This is a genomic window from Oceanobacillus sp. Castelsardo (assembly GCF_001659985.1).
In the GTDB taxonomy this organism is placed as follows: domain Bacteria; phylum Bacillota; class Bacilli; order Bacillales; family Amphibacillaceae; genus Oceanobacillus.
In genome coordinates this window covers 1-24,159 of sequence record NZ_LYCS01000013.1, presented here as the reverse complement: position 1 = coordinate 24,159, position 24,159 = coordinate 1, and the positions used below count along the sequence as shown (strand labels likewise).

The window sequence follows — 24,159 nt, the reverse complement described above, 5'->3', positions numbered from 1 at the left end:
AAAAGATTGCACTCAACAGTATAAAGGTTTCTAAGAAAGCAAAACCTTTAACGACCGCCAAGTTTTCTAAAAGTGAGAGGCATGTGACAAGATTGTCACATGCTTCTTGATTTTGTTCGGTAATTCGAGGGAAAAAGTAAACTGTATTTTCTATACTTAGAATAGAGCTTTGGTAAGATCATTAAGAAGAAAAAGGGTGAACATATATGAATATTTTAGAAGCACAAAAAATTCATAAAAGCTATGGCAACAAGTGGAATAAACAAGAAGTATTAAAAGGAATAGATATTAAAGTAGATAAAGGTGAATTTGTTGGTATCATGGGCCCTTCTGGATCTGGAAAAACCACTTTATTAAATGTATTATCATCTATTGATAAAGTAACGAATGGATCCATCAAAATTGAAGATCAAGAATTTACCAAGATGAAGGAGAAACAGCTAGCTGAGTTTCGAAAAAATCATTTAGGTTTTATTTTTCAGGAGTATAACTTATTGGATACATTGACTGTTAAGGAAAATATATTACTGCCATTAACCATAAAGAAAGAATCCAAAAAAGCGGCACAAGGTAAATTTGCCACAGTTGCAAGGGAATTGGGTATCTTTGAAGTGAAAGATAAATACCCAAGTGAAATATCTGGGGGACAGAAGCAACGAACATCCGCAGCCCGCGCATTCATTCATGAACCAAGTATTATTTTTGCAGACGAACCTACAGGAGCATTGGATTCTAAGTCTGCTTCTGATTTATTAAATAAACTAGGGGATCTAAACGATAAACGAGAAGCAACGATTGTAATGGTAACGCACGATCCATTAGCGGCAAGTTATTGTAGTAGGGTTATCTTTATAAAAGATGGTCAAATTTTTACTCAGTTAAATAAAGGTGACGAGAATAGACAATCATTTTTTAATGACATTATTAAAACGCAAGGTGTACTAGGTGGGGTGCAACATGAGCTTTAGTCAACTCATTATTCGTAATTTGAAAAAGAATCTGTCAAATTATTATCTTTATGTTTTTGCATTAGTCTTTAGTGTTGCTTTATATTTTGCATTTGTCACTCTACAATATGATCCTTCCATGGATGAGATAGAAGGTTCCATAAAGGGTGCTGCAGCATTACGTGTAGGGTCCATTATGTTAATCGCCATTATTACAGTGTTTTTGATTTATGCGAATAATTTATTTATCAAACGTAGAAGTAAAGAAATTGGGTTACTTCAATTAGTTGGTTTAACCAAGGGAAAAATCTTTCAAATTCTTAGTGTAGAAAATATGATGTTATATTTTGGTTCGATGTTAGTTGGGGTTTTGGTTGGGTTTTCCGTGTCTAAATTACTTATGATGACCTTAATCAAAATTATGGGAATTAATGAGGTAGCAACATTACGTTTTTCTATTGAAGCATTATTACAAACCATCATTGTATTTGTATGTATCTATGTGGTGATCATGGCAATGAATGCCTTGTTTATTAAGAGGCAAAGAATTCTTCATTTGTTTCAGGCAACATCTAAAACAGAAGGTAAAGTAAATCGGGTTTCTATTATTGGAATGTTAATAGGAGTCTTGGGGATAGGATCTATTGCTTTTGGGTATTATTTATCAACTAGACTGTTCAGCGGGGATTTTACAGGTATGGTTGAATTATACATTGCAATGATTACTATTCTAGGCTCTGTTATTATAGGAACATATTTGTTTTATAAAGGGTCTGTTAGTTTTATTTTTAATCTTATTCGTAAAAAGGATAATGGCTACCTTTCTATAAATAAAGTGCTTTCACTTTCATCGATTATGTTCCGAATGAAGTCAAATTCCTTATTGTTAACGATTATTACGACCGTATCTGCATTAGCAATTGGCTTGTTGTCTTTAACTTATATTTCATATTATTCAGCGGAAAAATCAGCTGAACAATCCATTCCAAACCATTTCTCGGTTCCAGATGAAGAAGATGCAACTCGTTTCATGGATGAATTGGAAGCAGCGCAAATCGAATATATGAAGAAAGAGGTAGACTTTCATCAGGTACATGCAGATTTATCAGGAATCATGAAGACGTATGATGAAGAAAATATGAATTTTGAACCTGAAGATACATCCATGGTTGTGATTAGTGATGAAGCAGTGGAAGAGATTGATGTGCCCCGTAATGAAAGTGTTTTTGTGAATTTTTCAGACATGTTGGGGCAGTTTATGTCTTTAAAAAATGTAGGTCCGATTTCATTAACAGGAAAAGAGCAAACGTTTAATTTTGATTTTAAAGGAATTGAGGATAAGAATATTTTACCGTCGCTTCTGACGTTAGGTGGGTTTCCGGTTGCCGTTGTTGACGAGGATGTCTATCAACAACTAAAGGAAGATATGGATGAATCAATTCAAGAGGAACTTTCCATTTATATTGGAATAGATATACGTGATAGGAGTGATATAGAGAAAGCGGATGAAATTTTTCAAGAATTAGGTTTTCAAGAGAACTTCGGATACAGTTCACGGATTTTTGTAAGTTCTACTAGTAAAATCGCAATGGGACTAATCATGTTCCTAGTTGGATTTTTTGGCCTTACCTTTTTAATCACATCCGGATGCATTCTCTATTTCAAACAAATGGATGAAAGTGAAGAAGAAAAAGAAAATTATACGATTTTACGAAAATTAGGCTTTACTAATAAGGATTTATTAAATGGTATAAAAGTAAAACAACTATTTAACTTTGGGATTCCATTAGTTGTAGGTTTATGTCACAGTTATTTTGCAGTGAAGTCTGGCTGGTTTTTCTTTGGAACAGAACTTTGGACACCGATGATTATCGTAATGGTACTGTATACAGTGCTTTATTCTATATTTGGACTTTTATCGGTATTGTATTACAAGAAGGTAATTAAAGATGCATTATAATTAAAGGAAGCTCCGGTTAACTATACGTACCGGAGCTTTTGCGTTATCTGTCATTTCTTGAAGCAAAAAAGATACGTTCATACACGATGATAAGATGGATGTGTATCATGATTAAACTGTTGGTTCATTTTTATCTTCCAATCAATAATGGGAGTTACATTGCAATATGGAAGTATTTAGTTTATATTCTATATATATAAATAATTGAAAATATCCAGATAATATACTGTTAGTCTAATAGAAATGTTAAAAATAGTTTTAAGTATATAGGATTTAATCATTAGGGATTTGTTTTCGTGGAGGAGGTAATGTATGGAGAGCAATCAATCTGTTATTAATGATCGGCCGCAATATGGAATACTTGCGATCTTAATGATTGGAGGTTTTATAGGATTTTTGAATAATACGTTACTAAACGTAGCACTACCATCTATCATGATTGATCTAAAGGTTGATACTTCTACGGTACAATGGCTTACAACAGGATTTATGTTAGTGAATGGGTTACTAATACCTGCATCCGCATTTTTGATTCAAAAATATTCAGCAAGAAGGCTATTTTTAGTTGCGTTAGGATTGTTTACCGTTGGGACAATAGTAGCCGGATTTTCTCCTATTTTTCCGATATTATTATTATCTCGAATGATTCAAGCTAGTGGATCAGCAATTATGATGCCATTGATTATGAATGTCATGCTAACAAGTTTTCCAGTTGAAAAAAGAGGAACAGCGATGGGGGTATTTGGATTAATATTTATGTTTGCTCCTGCAATTGGCCCTACGTTATCTGGCTGGATATTAGAACATTTTCATTGGCGTATGCTGTTTCATATCATATGGCCGATAGCTGTAATCGTTTGGCTTACAGTTTTCCTCAGGTTAAAAGATCAAAAAGAGAAAACAAATATAAAATTAGATCTATTCTCTTTTGTATTGTCTAGTGTTGGCTTCGGTGGAATATTATATGGTTTTGGATCAGCTGGCTCTGATGGGTGGAACAATCCCACTATTTACATAACGATTACTATAGGGATAGGTTCGTTAGTATGGTTCATTTTACGTCAGTTTAAGCTTGAAGTTCCGATGCTGAATTTTAGAGTATTTCAGTATCCGATGTTCTCGCTTAGTTCCATTATAATGACTATTAATACAATGGCAATGTTCTCAGGTTTTCTTCTTTTGCCTATCTATGTTCAAACCGTATTAGGCATTAGTGCATTAGAAACAGGACTAATGCTATTGCCAGGTGCTATCGTGAATGCTGTTATGTCTCCAGTAACTGGACGATTATTCGATAAATATGGTGGTAAATATTTAGGGATTATTGGATTAGGAATTACCGCCGCAGCAAGTTTCTCGTTAAGTCATTTAACTTTTGAAACGAGTTACTACTATATAATGGGTATCCATGCTCTAAGAATGATTGGAATGTCCATGGTAATGATGCCAGTACAAACAAATGGATTAAATCAATTACCTTCCAAGTACTATCCGCATGGAGTTGCAATGAATAACACGATTATGCAAGTATCGGGTGCAATTGGTACGGCGCTTATTGTTACTATTATGGCTATGCGCGAAACAAGTTTTGCAACTGAATTACTATCACAAGTGGTTGGGGAACCGACTGCAGCTTTACAGCAACAAATTAGCCTAGAAGCGATGCAAGCCGGAATTAACTTTGCTTTCTTAATTTCAGGATGGGTTGCACTTGTCGCTATGATGCTAGCATTTTTTATGAAACGAGCGACGTCTGAAAAAGGTATAGATGATGATGTTGGAAAAAAGGTTGCGGAGGTTTAAGGTTTCACGACTGAATACTGGATTAATAGGTGCCCATGTTATGCTGATTAAATAGTAAGCACTAATTAAAAAAGTAATCACCGATAGATTAAAGGGTGATTACTTTTTAATTACGTTTTACATATGCATGGGTGTGATTATATTGCGATGGTAGGAACCATTTTCGTGTATAATTTGTGTTAGGAGGTGGGGTTGTGATGCAGTATAATGATTTAGTAATGAAAAATAGAATAAAAGATTTATCCTTAGAAAATTGGATGATTCCCAATCCATTATCTATTTCGTTGAACCATACTGTCAAAGAGGCTGCTCTTATTATGAATCAAATGGGAGAAGAACACATTCCTGTTGTTGGAGAAAAGGGGAATCCGGTTGGAATCATTACTCCAAAATTAATATTGGAAGCTTTAGTAAATGAAGACCACGAAGAATTAATTATTCATTATATGGCCAAAGATATGTTTTACATTGTCAGAACAGATGACTCTATATTAGATATATTTCCTTTACCTTTTTCTTATTTTCTAGTAGTTAATGAGAATCATTCATTAGTAGGGTTATTAACTCCTAACGAAATTTTGAAAGGGATTTCAATTCAGTTTGAAGGATTAAATCGGGCATATGATTATGCTGAGATTGCTAAAGTTATTCTTGAAAGTGCCTATGAAGGAATCGTAGTCGTAGATAAAAATGCAACTATTGTAGAATTTAACGAAGCATATAGTCGTTTTATAGGAGTTAATCAAAAAGATGTAATTGGACGTCCAGTACAAGATGTCATTGATAATACCAATCTTCATCATACGGTACGTACGGGTTTGCCGGAACGTGGAGAAATTCAATATATTCAAGGGCAGCCTATGGTCGTTCACCGTATTCCAATTTGGAGAGATGGGGAGCCAGTTGGAGCTATTGGGATGTTAATTTTTGAAGGGGTAAGCGAATTATATCAAATTTATGATCGTTTTAGAAAGAATTCACAACATAAGATTCCTGCAGAGACGAAAACAGAGCCAGTGGAAAACCATGTAATGAAAACTACAGCAATCGAACGAATTATCGGGCAAAGTGATGTCATTGCGAATTTAAAACGAACGACTAGAAAAGTTGCGAAAACGGATGTATCCATTTTAATTACGGGTGAAAGTGGTACAGGGAAGGAAATGTTTGCCAGAAGCATTCACGATTTAAGCAATTATGGCAAAGGCCCTTTTATCAGTGTGAACTGTGGGGCTATACCGGAGCAATTATTTGAATCAGAATTGTTTGGCTATGAAGAGGGGGCGTTTACGGGAGCAAAGAAAAATGGAAAACCAGGAAAATTTGAGCTTGCTGAAGGTGGCACTATATTTTTAGATGAAATAGGGGAAATGCCGCAAACGATGCAAACCAAACTATTACGAGTATTGCAAGAGAAAGAGTTTGAAAGAATTGGATCAGTTTATAAGAAAACACTTAAAGCGCGAATTGTTGCTGCCACAAATAAAGATTTAAGAAAAATGGTTAACGACGGGGGATTTCGAGAAGATTTATATTACCGTATTAATGTGATTGAGCTTATTATCCCTCCTTTGAGAAAAAGAGAAACGGATATTGCCTTACTAATTTCTCATTATTTAACATCTTTATGTAAAAAATATAATATCCCTAAAAAAGAGATTACGGGTGAAGCAATGGGGATTCTGATGAAATATGAGTGGTATGGGAATATACGGGAATTAGTAAATACGATTGAAAAATTACTAATCCTTACTGAAGAACAGACCATTGATACTTTTCATCTACCAAATTATATAAAAAACAGGGAGATCCATAATCAAAATATGAATTTTCCACCTTTACATAAAGTAAAACAAGAAGAAAATTTAAAAGAAAAAGAGTTAATCTTACGTATGTTGCAGGAAACAGGAGGAAATAAAACAAAAGCAGCCGAGAAATTGGGAATCCATCGGACGACTCTTTATCAAAAGTTAAAGAAATACAGGTTGTAGGGATAGTGTATATACAACACTACACTATCCCTACACCTATGTAGCGTTATATATACATCTATAAATATAAAATGCTTACATCGTGTACATTTAAAAGTTGGCATGATTTTTGCATGTAGAATAGTGAATAATTAGGAAGGGGTAGAAAGAGATGGAAAATTATGCTGTATTTAGTACCCCACAAACCATTAATTATGGTAGAGGGGCATTTGGAAAAGTAGGAAAGGAAACGGCTAAACGAGGAAATAAAGCACTTATCGTTAGCGACCAAATCATGTATGATCTCGGTTACGTAAGTGAATGCCGTGATTTATTAAAACAGGAAGATATTGAAAGCGCTATCTATTTAGGGGTTAAATCTGAACCTACAGATCAATATGTAGATGAGGCGCTAGAGATTTATCGAAAAGAACAATGTGATGTTGTTATTTCCCTTGGTGGAGGAAGTTGTATAGATACGGCCAAAGCAATCGTTGTTGTTGCAACAAATGGTGGTTATATTGGGGACTATATGGGAGCTAAAAAACTAGCACAGAATAGTCCAGTTCCTCATATAGCAATCCCAACTACGGCAGGTACAGGTTCTGAGGCTACAGATGCTACCGTTATTAATAATACAAGTAATGATGTCAAAATGATGATAAAACAACCTGCATTTATGCCTGAGGTTGCCATTGTTGATCCGTTATTGACGGTTTCTTCGCCGAAATCAGTGACAGCTGCTACGGGTGTGGATGCACTGAGTCATGCAATAGAAGCCTATATTTCAAGACAAGCTCAACCGATGACAGATATGCTGGCCCTTTCAGCGATGGAGAAAATTGTTGGAAATTTAAAACAGGCATACAAGGATGGAAGTGATATCGATGCAAGAGAAGAAATGGCAGTAGGAGCTCTGCAAGCGGGAATGGCATTTACCAATGCTTCTGTCTGCTTAGTGCATGGAATGTCTAGACCAATCGGTGCATTATTCCATGTTCCCCATGGATTCTCCAATGCTATGTTACTACCTGCCGTCCTTGAATTTAGCAAAGGGGCATGTGTTGAGAGATTAGCAGACCTTGGGAGATTATTTAACGAGGACGCCAACAATCTAACAGATGAAGAAGCAGCTGAAATCGCTGTAACATCGGTGAAAAAGCTTTGTCTTGAGTTAAATATCCCCAACTTAAAAGGGTTTGGAATTGACGAGGAAAAATTCGAACAGGCAATTAGCAAAATGGCTGAGGATGCTTTAGGAAGTGGAAGTCCACAAAACAATCCCAAGGTTCCTTCAAAAAAAGAGATAGAAGACTTATATCGAGTTTGCTATAACTATGACTATACTTTAGAAAAATCGATTAAATCATAAAGAACGTTCAAAAAGTCTGGTTAGTGACACGCGGACACTAAGGAACTTGGGCTAGTTAGTTCCTTCTTTTATCCTTCTTTTTGAATGCATGCTTAAATTAAAATAAGGGGGGAGAACATAATGGCATTTATAGGGATGATTGGACTATTAGGGTCACTTATTTTATTAATTTATCTTACGATGAAAGGCGTTAATATTATTATCGCAGCCCTACTTAGTTCCATTGTTGTTGCTATTACTGGGGGATTACGGTTAGATACAGCATTAATGGACAATTACATGACAGGGTTTACGGGGTATTTTGCTTCATGGTTTTTAGTATTCTTGTTAGGAGCTATCTTCGGAAAAGTGATGCAAGAAACGAAAGCTGCGGATAGTATCGCAAATTGGATAAAAAATAAATTTGGTACCAAGCGTGCTGTATTTGCTGTAGTTGCAGCTGCTGCAATTATGACATATGGTGGAGTAAGTTTATTCGTTGTTGGGTTTGCCGTTTATCCAATCGCAGTTTCTTTGTTCCGTGCTGCTAATTTACCACACCGATTCATACCGGCAGCATTAGTATTTGGATCGATTTCTTTTACAATGACTGCACCTGGTTCACCAGAAATCCAAAACATTATTCCGACTGAATTCTTTGGGACAACTCCTACTGCAGGTGGTTGGATTGGGGTTCTATGTGCATTATTGATTATGATTGTTGGTGGATTATGGTTAGGGGCAATGGTAAGAAAAGCATCTGCTAATGGTGAAGTTTTCTCCCTACCAAATCAAGGAAATGATGAAACTGCTGCTAGTTTGGCGGCAGAAGAAGAACAACCTGAGCCAAATAAAGGTGACCTTCCGAATATCATTTTAGCTGTTCTTCCACTTGTACTAGTTATTGTTATACTTAATATTCTTGGTCAGTTTATGACACCTACTGTAGCACTTTTAATTGCTTTGACTATAGGTATTGCTGTTGCATGTTTAAGTATGTTGAGGTTCATTAAGGAGTTTTGGGATGCACTTGCAACTGGTGCTCAAAATGCACTTGTAGCATTAGCCAATACGTGTGCGGTAGTTGGTTTTGGAAGTGTAGCGGCACAAGTCTCCGCTTTCGATTCTCTAATTACTGGTCTTGTAAATATACCAGGACCACCACTAATAGGGTTGGCAATTGGAGTAACAGTTATTTGTGGCCTTACAGGGTCTGCATCAGGTGGACTTGGAATTGCACTACCGATTCTTGCGCCAATTTATTTAGCGCAAGGAGTAGATCCAGGAGCAATGCACCGTGTTTCTGCATTAGCTTCAGGTGGTCTAGATTCCTTACCGCATAATGGTTACATTGTAACAACAGTTCGTGCTATTTGTGGGGAAACTCATAAGAGGTCATACAAACCTATCTTATTACTAAGTGTAATTTTACCAACGATTGTTTTAGCCTTAGCTGTTATTATGTATAGTATTTTTTAAATAAATAATAAAATTAGGTACTCCTCCAAGGATTTGGAGGAGTATTTCAATGATATAAGTTCGGAAAAAAAGAGCAGGGAATCCTGCTCAAGTGTAATTTACTTATTTAACATAGTATAAACCTGGTCTACGTCTTTATCGCCTCTACCAGAAAGGTTAACGATGATAACATCATCTTTGTTTAATTCTTTTGCTAGCTTCATAGCATGTGCAACAGCGTGAGAACTTTCTAATGCCGGAATAATTCCTTCCACCTTAGATAACTCTTGGAATGCTTCAAGCGCTTCGCCGCCAGTTGCTTGAACATATTCTCCTCGCCCGGAATCATGTAGGTAACTATGTTCTGGTCCAACCCCTTGATAGTCAAGACCTGCTGCAATCGAATTGGTCGGCTTTAACTCATTATTATCATCAAATAATGTGTAAGACTTAAATCCATGAAATACTGCTGGAATACCTTCTGATATAGATGGTGCTTCAGAAGGTTCCACACCAATTAAACGAACTTCTTTCTCATCTAAGTAATTAGAGAAGGAACCAATTGCATTACTTCCACCGCCTACACAAGCAACGACCGCTGTTGGTAGTTTACCTTCTTTTTCTAAAATTTGTCTTTTTGATTCCTCACTGATGATAGATTGGAAGTATTTCACTATTTCTGGATATGGATATGGTCCGACGGCAGAACCGATTAAATAAAACGTATTTTGGTGATTTTTGACTAGGTCTTCAAAGGCTGCATCTACTGCTTCCTTTAGTCGACCACGGCCATCTTCTACAGCAACTACTTCTGCACCTAACAGTTGCATACGGAATACATTTAATGCTTGTCTTTCTGTATCGACTTTACCCATGTATACAGTGCAAGGTAAACCAACCATTGCGGCTGCTGTTGCAGTGGCAACGCCATGCTGTCCTGCACCAGTTTCAGCGATAATACGTTTAGCTCCCATACGTTTTGCTAGAAGAATTTGTCCAAGTGCATTGTTGATTTTATGCGCACCTGTATGATTCAAATCTTCCCGTTTTAAATAGATTTTTGCTCCACCTATTTTTTCTGTAAGGTTTTTAGCGAATGTTAGTGGATTTTCACGCCCAACATATTCTTTTAGATAGTAACGATATTCCTTTAGAAATTCAGGATCGTTTTTAAACTTATCGAACTGTTCTCCAATATCATCTAAGATTTTCTTTAAATCTTCAGGAATAAAACTGCCACCAAATTCACCAAAATAACCTTTCTCAGCTATAACTTCTTTACTCATTCTCTGCTCAACTCCTAATCTATAATACTATGTTTCACTATACTATTATATATGAAATGTTAGGGGACTTTAATATGTTTTGAAAATTTTGCGGGAATTATAAAAAAAGATGTAGGTTAGTCCTACATCCATATGGTTGTTATTTTGTTAAAAAGTTCTCTGTATAAAATGGTTGTGAATTCTGATTAAAAGCAACACCAACAGCTAAAGATTCAAATTCCTTTTTTAATATATTTTCTCGGTGACCTTGTGAATTCATTAACCCTTCATGAGCAAAGATACTACTCGGTTGTCCTGTTGCAAGATTTTCTCCTGCTATTCGGAATACAATATCATCTTCCTTCATTCGGTCAAATGGTGATTGTCCTTCTAAGTTGTGATGACTGAAGTAATTATGATCTGCCATATCTTTACTATGATTACGAGCAGTTTTTCTCAAGGATTCTTCCCATGATAAAGTAGGGAGGCCATGAACGACACGGGTGGCATTGGTTAAGTCAAAAAGTTGATATTCTAGTCCATCCTTTAAATCTGGAGTCGGTTTTCCGAAGTATTCTTTCTTCTGTTGTTCTAGTTCAGCACTAATAATTTGAATCGCTGTAACCGTACTATTTTCATGTTTATCATAAAAAATCGTTACATAGTTATGATCAATGAAAAATGTATCATTTTCCTCATCATTTTGTATTTGATAACGGACTAGTCCTTTACGTATTGCGGATAATGGTTCGTCTAAACTTGATAAAACTGTCTCACGTGAAGTTTCTAAATCAATTTCAAGTGTAGAACTTAATAAATCCTGATTCGTATATAATCCTGCTACTTTATCTTGGTTATCGTATGCAACCATAAAAAAGTTTTGGTAATTTTCATGATAACTACTCCATTCCACTCCATATTCATTAATACTTGAACGTTTTGGTGATCCGACTTGTGCCTCAACATTTGACCTGGTATCACCAATTTCAATATTATGAATAGAAAAGGTTTGATTCGTTGGTTCATTTAGTTTTGGTTTTTCTAAAATAGGCGCAGTTTTCATATCATTATTTTCTTGAAACTCTGTCATCCTTGCCATTAATATTTGGAATTCTTGTTTGATTGTATTTACTGTTGAAGTGACAGCCGGATTTTCTATCAATTCATTTACATCTTCTTTTATCTCATAAAAAACACCTTGAAAACCAGAATGCTCGTATGTTTCTCCGTAAAAATGCCATAAGGCCCCGGCGATAAGAAATAAAACTATCCAATTTTTCAGTCGTAACATGTCCCCACATCCAGTCTCTAACTATGTTTTTCTATCTTATCATGGAAATAAACGGCGTAGCCAAGATTGTTTCATTGGTAGATGATGGAAGAAAACTCCACTGATTAAGTTTCGTTTATTAAGTATCAACAGTATGAACAAATATGAGGAGGATTAGTATATGCAGAATAAAGGTTAAAGCATTATTATAGTGGGCTCAGCAACCAATGGATAGCCTAAATAGAAATAAATGCTAAAAAATCCCCAACTACCAAGTCAGGGATTTATAATATTACTTTAATGAATCTATAAACCTTTCCATACGTTTCATTGCTTCCTGCAATTGTTCGATAGATGTGGCGTAGGAACAACGAATGTATCCTTCTCCAGATTCACCAAAGGCATTACCCGGAACAACTGCAACTTTTTCTTGTTGTAGAAGTTGGGATGCGAATTCTTCGGAAGTGAGTCCGGTATGCTTTATAGATGGAAAAACGTAAAATGCACCACCAGGTATATGGCAGTCGAGCCCAATATTATTTAAGGCTTGAACCATATAATTTCTTCTACGCCAGTAACTTTCTCTCATATGTTCTACTTGATCCGTACTATTTTGTAAAGCTTCTATCGCAGCTCTCTGTAACATATGTGGTGCACACATGGTTGTATACTGATAAATTTTGACCATCAGACCTACCATTTCTTTTGGAGCGCTTAGAAACCCGAGTCTCCATCCAGTCATTGCAAAACCTTTGGAAAAACCATTAATTAAAATAGTTCGCTCATACATACCAGGGATAGAAGCCATACTTGTAAATCCATCATCATATGAAAGTTCCGCATATATTTCATCTGTAATACAAATGAGGTCATGTTTTTGAATGACTTTAGCGATTTCTGTTAATTCTTCTTTATTTAAACAAGTACCAGTTGGATTATTTGGTGTACAGATTAAAATGGCTTTCGTTTTATCTGTAATCGCTGCTTCAATTTGGTCTGGTGTTACCTTAAATCCATTTTCTGAATAAGTAGAAATTGAGACAGGAACCCCACCAGCTAATATCACGAGTGAAGCATAGGAGACGAAAGCTGGTTCTACGATTAACACTTCATCACCAGGGTTTACAATGGCGCGAAAAGCTAAATCAATAGATTGACTCGCTCCAACAGTGACAATGATTTGATTTTCTGGATCATAGTGAACATTAAATCTTCTTTGTACGTAATTGGATATTTCTTGTCGTAATTCTAGTAGTCCAGCATTTGCGGTATAGGATGTGTAACCATCCTGGAGGGCGTTGATAGCTTCATCACGAATGTTCCATGGAGTAACAAAATCAGGTTCCCCAACTCCAAGTGAGACGACGCCTTCCATACTTGCGGCTAAATCGAAAAATTTTCTAATTCCAGATGGTTTTAGGTCTATTGCTGTTTTTGATAGGTATTGTTCATAGTCCATACTCATGGAGTAACCACCATTCTTTTGTCATCCTCATCGTTTCCTTCAATAATGACACCATCATGTTTGTATCTTTTTAGCATAAAATGTGTGGTTGTAGAAATAACATTATCAATCGTTGATAATTTATTGGAGACAAACTTTGAAACTTCTTGCAATGTTTTCCCTTCTAACGTAACAGATAAGTCATAAGTACCTGACATTAAATAGACGGAATTAACCTCAGGATAACGATAAATTCGCTCAGCGATTTCATCAAATCCAACGCCGCGTTGAGGTGTTACTTTAACATCTATCATTGCAACGACAGTTTCTTTTCCTTCAATTTGGTTCCAATCAATTAGGGTTGGATAACTAACAATTATTTTATTATCTTCTAATTTTTTAATCGTCTTTTGAACGTTATCTTCAGTCATATTTAATTGCATTGCCATTGCTTCCGTGGAGACTCTATGATTTTCTTCTAGAATAGCTAATATATTCAATTCATCATTAGATAATTTCATTACTTTTCCTCCATCCATTTTTAAACGATAAACTGTATATAATTTATATCACTTTACAGAATTTATCAACAAATAAAGATAGATTAATGTTGACTTTTAATGGAATTTGAAACTTCTTGGTTGAAGCTTTAACTGAAGTGACATGGATGATTTAATAATATTATAATAGAAAGAAATAATTAAAAATGAAAAGGAAAAAGCCAATGAATAAAGACGTTATTTTATCATTTGAATTTGCTTCATCTACGGGGGAGATTTGTCCGCATACTTTTACTAATCCAGTTCGAGTTATTTCAGCTAGTACGTTGGAAGAAGTGATACCGTGTTTAAAAATGGTTCAGGATGCGGTTGAAGAGGGATACTATGCTGCAGGATATTTGTCTTATGAGAGTGCGCCTGCTTTTAATGAAAAATTTAAAGTGAATCCCGATAATAAAATGCCTTTATTATGGTTTGGGATATTTAAGGAAGTTAGTAAAAAAAACGTGCAAAGTAATGGAAAATATCAGGTGAATCCATGGAAAAATTCTACAACCATAGATGATTACAATAAATCCATTCAATCTATTAAAAGGGCTATTAAAAATGGAGTTACGTACCAAACGAATTATACCACTCGGTTGTATTCTAAATTTCAAGGTGATGATTTCGCTTTTTTTGAAAAACTAAAAAGGGCACAAACATCTAACTATTCTGCTTATCTTAATATAGGGGATTTTCGGATATTATCAGCTTCTCCTGAACTTTTTTTTCATATGGAGGAAGAAACAATTACAACCCGTCCAATGAAAGGAACGGTTAAAAGAGGAAAGACAGCGGAGGAAGATAAGGAAAATGCAAAATGGTTGTATCATTCGGAAAAAAATCGTGCTGAAAACATTATGATTGTAGATTTATTAAGAAATGATTTAAGTGTCATTGCACAACCAACGTCAGTTCATGTACCAAAATTATTTGAAATTGAACAATATCCAACAGTTCACCAAATGACATCGACTGTACAAGCGAGGGTAAAGGATCAAACTGATTTAGTAGATGTTTTTCGGGCCCTTTTCCCTTGTGGATCCATTACCGGTGCTCCGAAAATAAGTACGATGGAAATTATTTCTGATTTGGAAACAACCCCACGGGAAGTGTATTGCGGTGCAATCGGATTTATTACACCGAAAAAGGAAGCAATTTTTAATGTTCCAATTCGAACGGTTGTCATAGAAGAAAATACAGGGATTGCTACTTATGGTGCTGGCGGTGGAATTACTTGGGATTCTACGAAAATAGGAGAGTATCAGGAAATGCTTGATAAAGCCAAATTATTAGAAGAAGAGAGACCGGATTTTCGATTATTGGAGAGTTTGCTATTAGAGGATGGTGAGTATTTTCTGTTAGAAGAGCATATCCATCGTCTTAACAATAGCGCTGAATACTTTGGGATACCAATGAATGAAGATAAGGTTAAAACAGCTTTTCTTAAATTTGCAAAACGTTATGAAAGTGGTCAGTATAAAGTTCGTTTGCTTTTTTCAAAAAATGAAGAAGTCGAATTAGAAGCCGAGTCCATTACTGATTTAGATGTTCCGATAAAAGTAATGCTTGCAAACGAGCCAATCGAAATGGAAAATCTATTTTATTACCATAAAACGACGAATCGTACGATGTATAGTCGCTTTCAGAGTAAAGAGGGAATATACGATTTGCTTTTATGGAATGAAAATAAAGAGCTAACGGAATTTACGATTGGTAATGTTGTGTTAAAGATTGGCGGGGCATTATGGACCCCACCAATAAAATGTGGGTTACTTGCTGGAACTTATCGTGAATTCCTGATTGCAACAGGGAAAATAAAGGAGAAAGTATTATATGTAGAAGACTTAGAAAGTGCAGAGGGTATTTGGTTAATTAATAGTGTACGTAAATGGCTGCCTGTCAAATTGGTAGATAAAAGAGTATAAACTATCATCATTATAGACCATATCTAAAAAAAGAGGCTGAGACAAAGTATTTTTACCTAGTGAAATCCAAACATGATTGGATCAAGTAATCGCTCCGGAAATATACTTCGCTTCTCGCAGTAGTCTGCGTATATTTCCTTGCCTGATAGCGCGTTGTTCGTTTTTAAAGTTAAACACTTTAGTTATGTCTCAGCCTCCTTTTATATATGTTTACTTAATTATCTCAAACCAAGAATGACCGGAGCATTGGTGGTTTGTAATGGGGTTTCTATATTTTTCTCTTCATAGTGACAAGTTTTCTTTTCTCTATTTCCTTTACAAGTAATTCTATAAATTCTTTCTCCAATTCTAATTTAACTGCTTTATGGTACGCATTTATTAACATATGATCACTTAGATAATCCATCTAGTATCCTCCTAGTTGTTGCGTGAAAATTATAAAGTATAGCCTCATTAACTATTTATTTTCATATATTCCCACAGAATTTAATAGATAAACATTTAGTACCATAGAATCACTTTATATAAATGATAGCTTTCTACGTACGAGAGAGGCTGATTAGGTTCTCATTGCCCGAACGAATTTTGATTGCTACACGTAAGATGTAGGGGATAGGAGGGAGAAACATGTCATTTAAAGTTGCAGTCGGAGCTGGGCACGGTGGCGCTGGTTCAACCCCTGGTAAGCGAAGTCCTGAGGGTGAATATGAATGGAATTTTAGTAATAAAGTGGTAACCTCATTTATAAATGAACTAAAAAAATACAATGGTGTAGAAATAATACGATTAGACGATGCGAATAGATCTGATGGATTAGTTGATGTTTCACTTCGAAATCGAACGAGTCGAGCAAATCGTTGGGGAGCAGATGTTTATATCTCTGTCCATCATAATGCTTTTTCGGGAAAATGGGGGGATTGGACTGGTACAGAAACTTTTTATTATCAAGGTTCCTCAGAGAGTAAAAAATTAGCAGAAGTGGTTCATCAAGCCATGTTGAAAGCTTATGGACTATATGATCGTGGTCTTAAAAAAGGAAATCACTTATATGAAATTAATGCAACAAACATGCCTGCTGTTTTAACAGAAGGTGGATTTGTAGATTCACGTATCGATATAAAAAAACTTCGTGATGATAAAGTGTTGGAACAAGCAGGGAAAAATGTTGCAGAAGCTGTTGCTAAATATGCTGGACTTAAAAAGAATAATAAGAATTCAGATTCAGGCAAAGGTTCGTCGTCCTCTGAACCAACCAAGGTTACAAAGCCGAAAGAAACGGAAGGAAAATCACAAGTAGTTAGTTCAGCGGGGAGTGAAAGAGCAGGTGATATTGCAAACATTCAAGCAACCCTAAATAAGCGCTACAATACCAAAATTCGGGTGGATAATAAATATGGACCAGAAACACTTCGGGCTTTAGTAATAGGATACCAAACAGAATTAAATAAACAATTTAATGCTGGATTAAAAGTAGATGGGATATTTGGACCTAATACGAAGCGGAAGACAGTAATAGTGGATAGGGGTGCTAAAGGAAATCTCACTTGGATCATTCAGGCGACGCTATCAAGTAAAGGATATGACACGAATGGAGTAGATGGGATTTATGGTAGCGGTACTGTAAATGCAGTTAAGAAGTTCCAGAGAAGTGCAAGACTTCAGGCAGATGGCATTTTTGGAAAAAACACTGCAGAAGCTCTCTTCACTTAATTCTCGAGGTTTAAGTATCAAAGATGGGCTTCTATCTCGAACAATTCGTATGCTTTAACATATAGTAATTCTGTATGTGAATGAGGGGGTGTTAATTCATGGGTGCACCTGAACAAGGCTTTGGCTATGGTGGAGGATTTGCCTTAATCGTAGTTCTATTCATTTTATTAATTATTATCGGAACCTCTTATGTAGGTAATGGTTACTAATCTTTTAAAACTATACTGATTAACACTATTAAGTGGGGCACCCTTTCAATGGTGCCTTATTTACTGTCCAGCGCCGGCTCCTATCCCCCCTATTGACTAGACAAATAAAAAAGCGTATAGTTACCTAGGTAACCAATTTGTTGGAGTGGAGGTTTCAAGTGGATTCTTTTTTTCATCATCAGTTACAGTTTACCCGGGCATTTACGAAAAAAATAAATGAACAACTGGCAAAAGTTGGTCTATATCATTCACAATGGTCGATTGTATTCTATTTGAAGCATTTTAATTCAGCTACTCTTGTTGAGATAAGTAATTATTATGATGTAGAAAAGCCAACAATAACTCGCACCGTGAACCGTTTAGAAGAAATGGGACTAATTGAAAAAATCCCTAGTACAGATAAGCGGGAGAAAAAAATACATTTAACGGAAAAAGGGATGCAAGTTTATGACGATGCAAAGCGGATTGTAGACACATTTGAACAAAATCTGATAAGCGAAATTTCAGATGAGGATTTGATGGTGACTTTACATACAATCCAGAAGTTAAAAGAGGATGTTCAAAAAGTCCGGTAAAAATGACACGTCGAATACAGGGGACCTTCGACTAAGTTTCGTCATGTCCTATGACGAACGTCGAAGTCACCACATCCTGTGGAAGCTCGTTGGCTTGCTTTTCCGTTCTTCACGTATTAACTGCATACGTTACGGTACCCAAAGCTACAAAAAAATTAAATAAGGGAGGAATGAGTTTGAGTAGAAAACCTAAGTTATGGACGAAAGACTTCATAATGGTATCCACCTCAAACTTTTTATTATTTATTTCGTTTTACATGTTGATTGTAACATTAACGGTTTATTCAATAGAAAGTTTTCATGCATCAGAAAGTATGGCAGGACTTGCTTCAAGTATTTTCGTGCTTGGTGCAGTGCTTGTAAGACCAATAGCAGGAAAAGTAATTGCAACGGCTGGTAAGAAAAAACTATTATTATTCGGTTCAGTACTTTTTTTAGCCATGATGCTATTATATTTTCCTGTTAACAATTTACCTTTATTATTAACCCTTCGATTTATCCATGGTTTTTCATTTGGTATATGTACGACAGCAACAGGAACGATTGCAGCAGAAATTATTCCGATGGTAAGACGTGGAGAGGGAATGGGCTACTTTGCTACAAGTATGAACTTGGCAATGGCCATTGGTCCATTTTTAGGATTGTTTATAAGTCAACATTTTGACTATACAGTGATATTTGTAACTACTACAGCTTTTGCTCTAGTATCCTTTTTGGCTGCATTGACGTTGAAACTACCTGAAGTAGTTCAAGTTTCTAAGGTGAAAGAGAGAAAGGCCTTTCAAATTAGTGATTACTTTGAAAAGACAACTTTACCGATTGCCATATTTGTAGCAATCCTTGGTTTTGTATACTCCAGCATTTTATCGTTTATGACGTCTTATGCGACGGAAATTAATTTAGTTGATGCAGCAAGTTTCTTTTTTGTAATGTATGCCGCCTTTCTATTAATATCTAGACCTTTTACTGGCTCATTATTTGATTCGAAAGGAGAAAACTCCGTTATATATCCATGTCTTGTCCTATTTGGCTTTGGGTTAATTTTGCTTAGTCAAGCATCACATGGTTTGATTTTGCTTATTGCAGGAGCCGTTATTGGAATTGGATTTGGTACAGTGCAATCAAGTGCTCAAACGATTGCGGTTAACAAAGCCTCATCGCATAGAATTGGACTTGCAACTTCTACCTTTTTTGTATTCTTTGACACAGGGGTGGGAGTCGGCCCGTTTTTACTCGGTTTTACCCTACCATTAACAGGTTACAGAGGAATGTATGTTGGAATGGCATGCCTTGTTTTTATTTCCATTTTTGTTTATTATCTGCTACATGGGAAAAAGGTATCCCAATCAAGAAAACAGCCTGGACTAATTCAAGAGGAAGTAAAAAAACAGCTAGAGCTCTAAGCACTAGCTGTTTTTTATGAATAGAACTTCCAACTCGAATGAGTTTACTATAAAAATATTAAGCAAACCGGTTCAGGGGCAGAAATATCTTTTTGTAGTAATGTTAATTTACCTGTTTCTGTATCACGGGAGAACAGGGTTAAATTATCTGATTCTTGATTAGAAGCGATAAGAAATTTTTCGCTTGGATCAAGAATGAAATCCCTTGGCCAGTCGCCCTCTGTAGGTGTATTCTCAATAAAGGTTAATTGTCCTGTTTCCGTATCCACTTTAAAAACAGCGATACTATTATGCCCACGATTTCCAGAGTAAACAAATTTACCATCGGAAGAAACGTGGATGGCACTACCTTGATTGTTTTCCTTGAAATCCTCTGGAATGGTTTTAATTGATTGAACAATGGAGAAGCTTCCATTTGTTTGATCATATGATAGGACAAAAACTTCTCCACTGAATTCAGTTACGAGATACGCAATGGAAGAAAGTCTTGGATGGAAAGCTAAGTGTCTTGGTCCACTACCAGCAGGAACAACTAAACGGCTGACCTCGACTAATTCTCCGTTTTCACCAACTTGATAAGTCACAAGTAAGTCACTACCTAAATCAACGACAGCTAAATATTTTCCATCCGGAGTCATACCTGCATAGTGAACATGAGCCTTTTCCTGCCTTGAGTCAGGGCCGTTACCAGTATGTTGGATAGTGGATATTGCTTGGCTGATTTCTCCAGTATGTTGATTTATTTTATAAGAATCAACCGTACCTTTATGGTAATTAGTGCTGAATAAAAATTGATAATCTGTATCTGTGTTGATATGACAAGGGTTAGCGCCCGGTTCTAATTGTTTATTAATTGCTTTTAGTCCACCTGTACCATGATTAACTTGGAAGGATGCAACCCCACCATTTTCCCCATCTTTTGCAACGGAAAAAAGAAACTTGTTATCATTAGTCAGTTTCAAATAAGTTGGACTATCCACTTTCGCTGCAACATTTACATTTGATATTTTCCTTTCTTCTGTATCTAATTCAAATGTATAGATTCCTTCACTAGCTTTTTTTGTATATGTGCCGATGTAACCTATGTATTTCACGATCCGAGAATCTCCTTTCCACGTAAATTATTATCTACCTAAGTATATCGATTCCATTATCACTTGTCACTTTCCTGCCTATTTTTAAGTGTGTATATCAAAAGGGAAATGGAAAGAATCAAGCTAACGAAGAAATAGGAAATGGCATTTTTGAACAACCTATTAAAAGAAAGGTGCAAAATGATTTTTTTAGGGCATGATAATTCTGAGGTGACTTATTTATGAAAGCAACTGAAATAGAAAGTAAACGATTCGATAAAGCATTAGATGAAATATTAGATCTGTTTAATAATCTTGAGAGTGATGAGCCGATTATCAAATATAATGATGAAGTTTTAAGTTTTATTGAAAAGGCGAAGAAAAAATACGGGGAAGATATCGTAAATGAAAAAGTAAACACAGTAGTAGGTGAAATGTTATCTTGGCTAGATCTGGGGGATGTGGAATTGGATAATGACGAAATAGAAGAGGAATCTTAGTGTTGTTTCACTTCTTTCTATAATGGGTATGATTATATTAATCGCCATTTTAGGGCATCTTTACCGATTATTAAAATTGAATAATAAAAATTATTATTTTGTGTTGACATTTATATGAGTTTGCTTTAATATAAATTTTGCTGTTGAAAAACGCGAAAAACTTATATGAAATTTCTTGTTGACATCGGACTTGAAAACATGGTATATTAAATCGCGTTGACAAATTGATCTAAAAATGGCCCGTTGGTCAAGCGGTTAAGACACCGCCCTTTCACGGCGGTAACACGGGTTCGAATCCCGTACGGGTCACCAATTTCAAGGAAGGCATGTTAACTACGCGACGTCCTGGGACTCCGATTACTCGTCTCACTGTAAAGATTTGTCGCAACACATGCACTAGCACATCCTATGCTTCGGAGGATTAGCTCAGCTGGGAGAGCACCTGCCTTACAAGCAGGGGGTCACAGGTTCGAGCCCTGTATCCTCCACCATCATAATTTAATTTGTTTTTCTTACATCGCGGGGTGGAGCAGTCTGGTAGCTCGTCGGGCTCATAACCCGAAGGTCGTAGGTTCAAATCCTGCCCCCGCAACCAATGGTCCGGTAGTTCAGTTGGTTAGAATGCCTGCCTGTCACGCAGGAGGTCGCGGGTTCGAGTCCCGTCCGGACCGCCATTTAAATAAATAACTATTTCAATATTATGGCTCGGTAGCTTAGTTGGTAGGGCAAGCCGTAAACTTCTTGAATAAGCTTCGAATTGTAGGCTTGCGAGGAGTGCTGCTTCTCTGAAATAACTTTCAACACGACGAGCAAAGGTTTACTTCTTTGAATAAACTTCTTACTATTATAATAGTAAGAACTAAATTGCAATTTTATCCAATCTTTAATCTGGCTCGGTAGCTCAGTCGGTAGAGCAACGGACTGAAAATCCGTGTGTCGGCGGTTCGATTCCGTCCCGAGCCACCATCTGTTGGAGGGGTAGCGAAGTGGCTAAACGCGGCGGACTGTAAATCCGCTCCCTCTGGGTTCGGCAGTTCGAATCTGCCCCCCTCCACCATTGAAAAGTTTATACTTTGCCGGCCTAGCTCAATTGGTAGAGCAACTGACTTGTAATCAGTAGGTTGGGGGTTCAAGTCCTCTGGCCGGCACCATTTTATTAAGAGCCATTAGCTCAGCTGGTAGAGTAACGAGCAATACTTCTACCGAGTTTGCTTCGAGTAACCCCGAAGCACTTAGCTTCCTTGAATAAGCTAGTAGATGTAGGGGTCACTAATATGTTATTTTGAATCAATAGATAAGAGTATTTAATATGAGCCATTAGCTCAGGTGGTAGAGCATCTGACTTTTAATCAGAGGGTCGAAGGTTCGAGTCCTTCATGGCTCATCATGTTGCGGGTGTGGCGGAATTGGCAGACGCGCTAGACTTAGGATCTAGTATCTTCGGATGTGGGGGTTCGACTCCCTTCACCCGCACCATTTCATTTCTTAATTATAATGTTATGCGGAAGTAGTTCAGTGGTAGAACACCACCTTGCCAAGGTGGGGGTCGCGGGTTCGAATCCCGTCTTCCGCTCCACTCTTGCCGGGGTGGCGGAACTGGCAGACGCACAGGACTTAAAATCCTGCGGTAGGTGACTACCGTACCGGTTCGATTCCGGTCCTCGGCACCATATGCGCCCGTAGCTCAATTGGATAGAGCGTTTGACTACGGATCAAAAGGTTAGGGGTTCGACTCCTCTCGGGCGCGCCATATACATATAGCGTACGGGGAGTAGCTCAGTTGGATAGAGCAACAGCCTTCTAAGCTGTGGGTCGCAGGTTCGAATCCTGTCTTCTCGGCCACTTCATATATACGCGGGTGTAGTTAAATGGTATAACCTCAGCCTTCCAAGCTGATGTCGTGGGTTCGATTCCCATCACCCGCTCCATTATTAAAATGGGCCTGTAGCTCAGCTGGTTAGAGCGCACGCCTGATAAGCGTGAGGTCGGTGGTTCGAGTCCACTCAGGCCCATCCGACTAATTTAAATTTGGATAAAATAAAAACTTAAATTAGTTGTTGACAAAATTATAGTAATTATGATAAATTATTATAGTCGCTTCTTTGGAAGTGATAATAATATTTGCTCTTTGAAAACTGAACAAAACAACCAGTATGTCAAGAAAAAAGAAACTCGTTTTTCTTTTAAAAACAGAAGGTAATACTTCTGAAAAGCTAAGACATTAGAATGAATTGGTGTTCATTCTGACAAACTTTTTTGGAGAGTTTGATCTTGGCTCAGGACGAACGCTGGCGGCGTGCCTAATACATGCAAGTCGAGCGCTGGAAGCTACTTTCATCCCTTCGGGGGTGAAAGTAGTGGAAAGAGCGGCGGACGGGTGAGTAACACGTGGGCAACCTACCTGTAAGACTGGGATAACTCGCGGAAACGTGAGCTAATACCGGATAATACTTTTTATTGCATAATAAGAAGTTTAAAAGGCGGCGTAAGCTGTCACTTACAGATGGGCCCGCGGCGCATTAGCTAGTTGGTGGGGTAAAGGCCTACCAAGGCGACGATGCGTAGCCGACCTGAGAGGGTGATCGGCCACACTGGGACTGAGACACGGCCCAGACTCCTACGGGAGGCAGCAGTAGGGAATCTTCCGCAATGGACGAAAGTCTGACGGAGCAACGCCGCGTGAGTGAAGAAGGTTTTCGGATCGTAAAACTCTGTTGTTAGGGAAGAACAAGTATGATAGTAACTGATCAT

General features: G+C 36.9%; 18 protein-coding genes, 15 tRNA genes and 1 rRNA gene. 28 read left to right on the top strand and 6 right to left on the bottom strand.

Translation table 11 applies throughout. The features are described from left to right. Positions 1-206 precede the first annotated feature (206 nt). The 6 genes from A9178_RS16535 to A9178_RS16510 all read left to right on the top strand — a co-directional run bounded on the left by A9178_RS16535 (position 207) and on the right by A9178_RS16510 (position 9,510). The gene (locus tag A9178_RS16535) at positions 207-968 is read left to right on the top strand and encodes an ABC transporter ATP-binding protein (RefSeq protein WP_068677258.1); all 762 of its coding nucleotides are present in this window, start codon (positions 207-209) and stop codon (positions 966-968) included. Then, on the top strand, positions 958-2,907 hold the full coding sequence (locus A9178_RS16530; protein WP_068677257.1) for an ABC transporter permease: 1,950 nt from the start codon (positions 958-960) through the stop codon (positions 2,905-2,907). The genes A9178_RS16535 and A9178_RS16530 overlap by 11 nt, the downstream gene beginning before the upstream one ends. 312 nt (positions 2,908-3,219) lie before the next feature. After that, complete coding sequence (locus tag A9178_RS16525) at positions 3,220-4,710, top strand: MDR family MFS transporter (protein WP_068677255.1); 1,491 nt, start codon at positions 3,220-3,222, stop codon at positions 4,708-4,710. Between the two features lie 197 nt (positions 4,711-4,907). Further along, positions 4,908-6,701 carry a sigma-54-dependent Fis family transcriptional regulator gene (locus A9178_RS16520; protein ID WP_156520796.1) on the top strand — a complete coding sequence of 598 codons (1,794 nt, stop codon included), beginning with the start codon at positions 4,908-4,910 and terminating at the stop codon, positions 6,699-6,701. 151 nt (positions 6,702-6,852) lie between these two features. Continuing rightward, positions 6,853-8,052 carry an iron-containing alcohol dehydrogenase gene (locus A9178_RS16515; RefSeq protein WP_068677253.1) on the top strand — a complete coding sequence of 400 codons (1,200 nt, stop codon included), beginning with the start codon at positions 6,853-6,855 and terminating at the stop codon, positions 8,050-8,052. A gap of 120 nt (positions 8,053-8,172) precedes the next feature. Further along, the gene (locus A9178_RS16510; protein ID WP_068677251.1) at positions 8,173-9,510 is read left to right on the top strand and encodes a GntP family permease; all 1,338 of its coding nucleotides are present in this window, start codon (positions 8,173-8,175) and stop codon (positions 9,508-9,510) included. A 98-nt stretch (positions 9,511-9,608) separates the two neighbouring features. On the opposite strand, the gene trpB is transcribed toward A9178_RS16510, so the two are convergent. The 4 genes from trpB to A9178_RS16490 form a co-directional block, all read right to left on the bottom strand. Further along, positions 9,609-10,775: a tryptophan synthase subunit beta gene (gene trpB, locus A9178_RS16505; protein WP_068677250.1), complete on the bottom strand. Its 1,167-nt coding sequence runs from the start codon at positions 10,773-10,775 to the stop codon at positions 9,609-9,611. 139 nt (positions 10,776-10,914) lie between these two features. Continuing rightward, complete coding sequence (locus A9178_RS16500; RefSeq protein ID WP_068677248.1) at positions 10,915-12,045, bottom strand: CAP domain-containing protein; 1,131 nt, start codon at positions 12,043-12,045, stop codon at positions 10,915-10,917. 271 nt (positions 12,046-12,316) lie between these two features. Continuing rightward, positions 12,317-13,489 (bottom strand): aminotransferase, encoded by a 1,173-nt coding sequence (locus tag A9178_RS16495; RefSeq protein ID WP_068677246.1) that lies wholly within the window; start codon positions 13,487-13,489, stop codon positions 12,317-12,319. Continuing rightward, complete coding sequence (locus A9178_RS16490) at positions 13,486-13,989, bottom strand: Lrp/AsnC family transcriptional regulator (RefSeq protein WP_068677243.1); 504 nt, start codon at positions 13,987-13,989, stop codon at positions 13,486-13,488. Before A9178_RS16490 ends, A9178_RS16495 begins: the two co-directional genes overlap by 4 nt. 203 nt (positions 13,990-14,192) lie before the next feature. Between A9178_RS16490 and pabB the strand changes: the two genes are divergently transcribed. Then, entirely contained in the window at positions 14,193-15,938 is a 1,746-nt protein-coding gene (gene pabB, locus A9178_RS16485) for an aminodeoxychorismate synthase component I (protein ID WP_068677241.1), read from the top strand. Between the two features lie 268 nt (positions 15,939-16,206). Here pabB and sda read toward each other — a convergent pair whose 3' ends face one another. Further along, a complete protein-coding gene (sda, locus tag A9178_RS16480; RefSeq protein WP_068677239.1) occupies positions 16,207-16,344 on the bottom strand; it encodes a sporulation histidine kinase inhibitor Sda in 138 nt (45 codons plus the stop codon). Between the two features lie 221 nt (positions 16,345-16,565). On the opposite strand from sda, the gene A9178_RS19580 reads away from it, so the two are divergent. The 4 genes from A9178_RS19580 to A9178_RS16465 all read left to right on the top strand — a co-directional run bounded on the left by A9178_RS19580 (position 16,566) and on the right by A9178_RS16465 (position 19,835). Further along, on the top strand, positions 16,566-17,648 hold the full coding sequence (locus tag A9178_RS19580) for an N-acetylmuramoyl-L-alanine amidase (protein ID WP_068677237.1): 1,083 nt from the start codon (positions 16,566-16,568) through the stop codon (positions 17,646-17,648). 98 nt (positions 17,649-17,746) lie between these two features. Continuing rightward, positions 17,747-17,857, top strand: a complete 111-nt coding sequence (locus A9178_RS18760) for a YjcZ family sporulation protein (RefSeq protein WP_082918244.1) — start codon at positions 17,747-17,749, stop codon at positions 17,855-17,857. Between the two features lie 158 nt (positions 17,858-18,015). Then, on the top strand, positions 18,016-18,432 hold the full coding sequence (locus A9178_RS16470; RefSeq protein WP_068677233.1) for a MarR family winged helix-turn-helix transcriptional regulator: 417 nt from the start codon (positions 18,016-18,018) through the stop codon (positions 18,430-18,432). Between the two features lie 176 nt (positions 18,433-18,608). Then, the gene (locus tag A9178_RS16465; RefSeq protein WP_369801992.1) at positions 18,609-19,835 is read left to right on the top strand and encodes an MFS transporter; all 1,227 of its coding nucleotides are present in this window, start codon (positions 18,609-18,611) and stop codon (positions 19,833-19,835) included. 47 nt (positions 19,836-19,882) lie between these two features. Here the strand turns inward: A9178_RS16465 and A9178_RS16460 are convergent, their stop codons facing one another. Beyond that, entirely contained in the window at positions 19,883-20,929 is a 1,047-nt protein-coding gene (locus A9178_RS16460; RefSeq protein WP_082918242.1) for a lactonase family protein, read from the bottom strand. Positions 20,930-21,150: 221 nt separating this feature from the next. Here A9178_RS16460 and A9178_RS16455 point away from each other — a divergent pair, with 221 nt between their 5' ends. The 17 genes from A9178_RS16455 to A9178_RS16375 form a co-directional block, all read left to right on the top strand. Continuing rightward, positions 21,151-21,408 carry a hypothetical protein gene (locus A9178_RS16455; RefSeq protein ID WP_068677229.1) on the top strand — a complete coding sequence of 86 codons (258 nt, stop codon included), beginning with the start codon at positions 21,151-21,153 and terminating at the stop codon, positions 21,406-21,408. A gap of 237 nt (positions 21,409-21,645) precedes the next feature. Continuing rightward, positions 21,646-21,720 (top strand) — tRNA-Glu (locus A9178_RS16450). Positions 21,721-21,823: 103 nt separating this feature from the next. Further along, a tRNA-Val gene (locus tag A9178_RS16445) sits at positions 21,824-21,899 on the top strand. Positions 21,900-21,926: 27 nt separating this feature from the next. Next, positions 21,927-22,003 (top strand) — tRNA-Met (locus A9178_RS16440). A 2-nt stretch (positions 22,004-22,005) separates the two neighbouring features. Further along, positions 22,006-22,082, top strand: a tRNA-Asp gene (locus tag A9178_RS16435). Positions 22,083-22,298: 216 nt separating this feature from the next. Then, positions 22,299-22,374: transfer RNA gene (locus tag A9178_RS16430), tRNA-Phe, on the top strand. Between the two features lie 6 nt (positions 22,375-22,380). Continuing rightward, a tRNA-Tyr gene (locus tag A9178_RS16425) sits at positions 22,381-22,465 on the top strand. An 18-nt stretch (positions 22,466-22,483) separates the two neighbouring features. Beyond that, positions 22,484-22,559, top strand: a tRNA-Thr gene (locus A9178_RS16420). 160 nt (positions 22,560-22,719) lie between these two features. Next, positions 22,720-22,792, top strand: a tRNA-Lys gene (locus tag A9178_RS16415). Positions 22,793-22,799: 7 nt separating this feature from the next. After that, positions 22,800-22,884: transfer RNA gene (locus tag A9178_RS16410), tRNA-Leu, on the top strand. A 25-nt stretch (positions 22,885-22,909) separates the two neighbouring features. After that, a tRNA-Gly gene (locus tag A9178_RS16405) sits at positions 22,910-22,984 on the top strand. A gap of 5 nt (positions 22,985-22,989) precedes the next feature. Beyond that, positions 22,990-23,078, top strand: a tRNA-Leu gene (locus tag A9178_RS16400). Positions 23,079-23,081: 3 nt separating this feature from the next. Further along, positions 23,082-23,158 (top strand) — tRNA-Arg (locus A9178_RS16395). Between the two features lie 15 nt (positions 23,159-23,173). Then, positions 23,174-23,250, top strand: a tRNA-Arg gene (locus A9178_RS16390). Positions 23,251-23,262: 12 nt separating this feature from the next. Continuing rightward, positions 23,263-23,336 (top strand) — tRNA-Gly (locus A9178_RS16385). Positions 23,337-23,346: 10 nt separating this feature from the next. Next, a tRNA-Ile gene (locus A9178_RS16380) sits at positions 23,347-23,420 on the top strand. A gap of 241 nt (positions 23,421-23,661) precedes the next feature. Beyond that, positions 23,662-24,159 (top strand): 16S ribosomal RNA (locus A9178_RS16375); the annotation flags it as partial.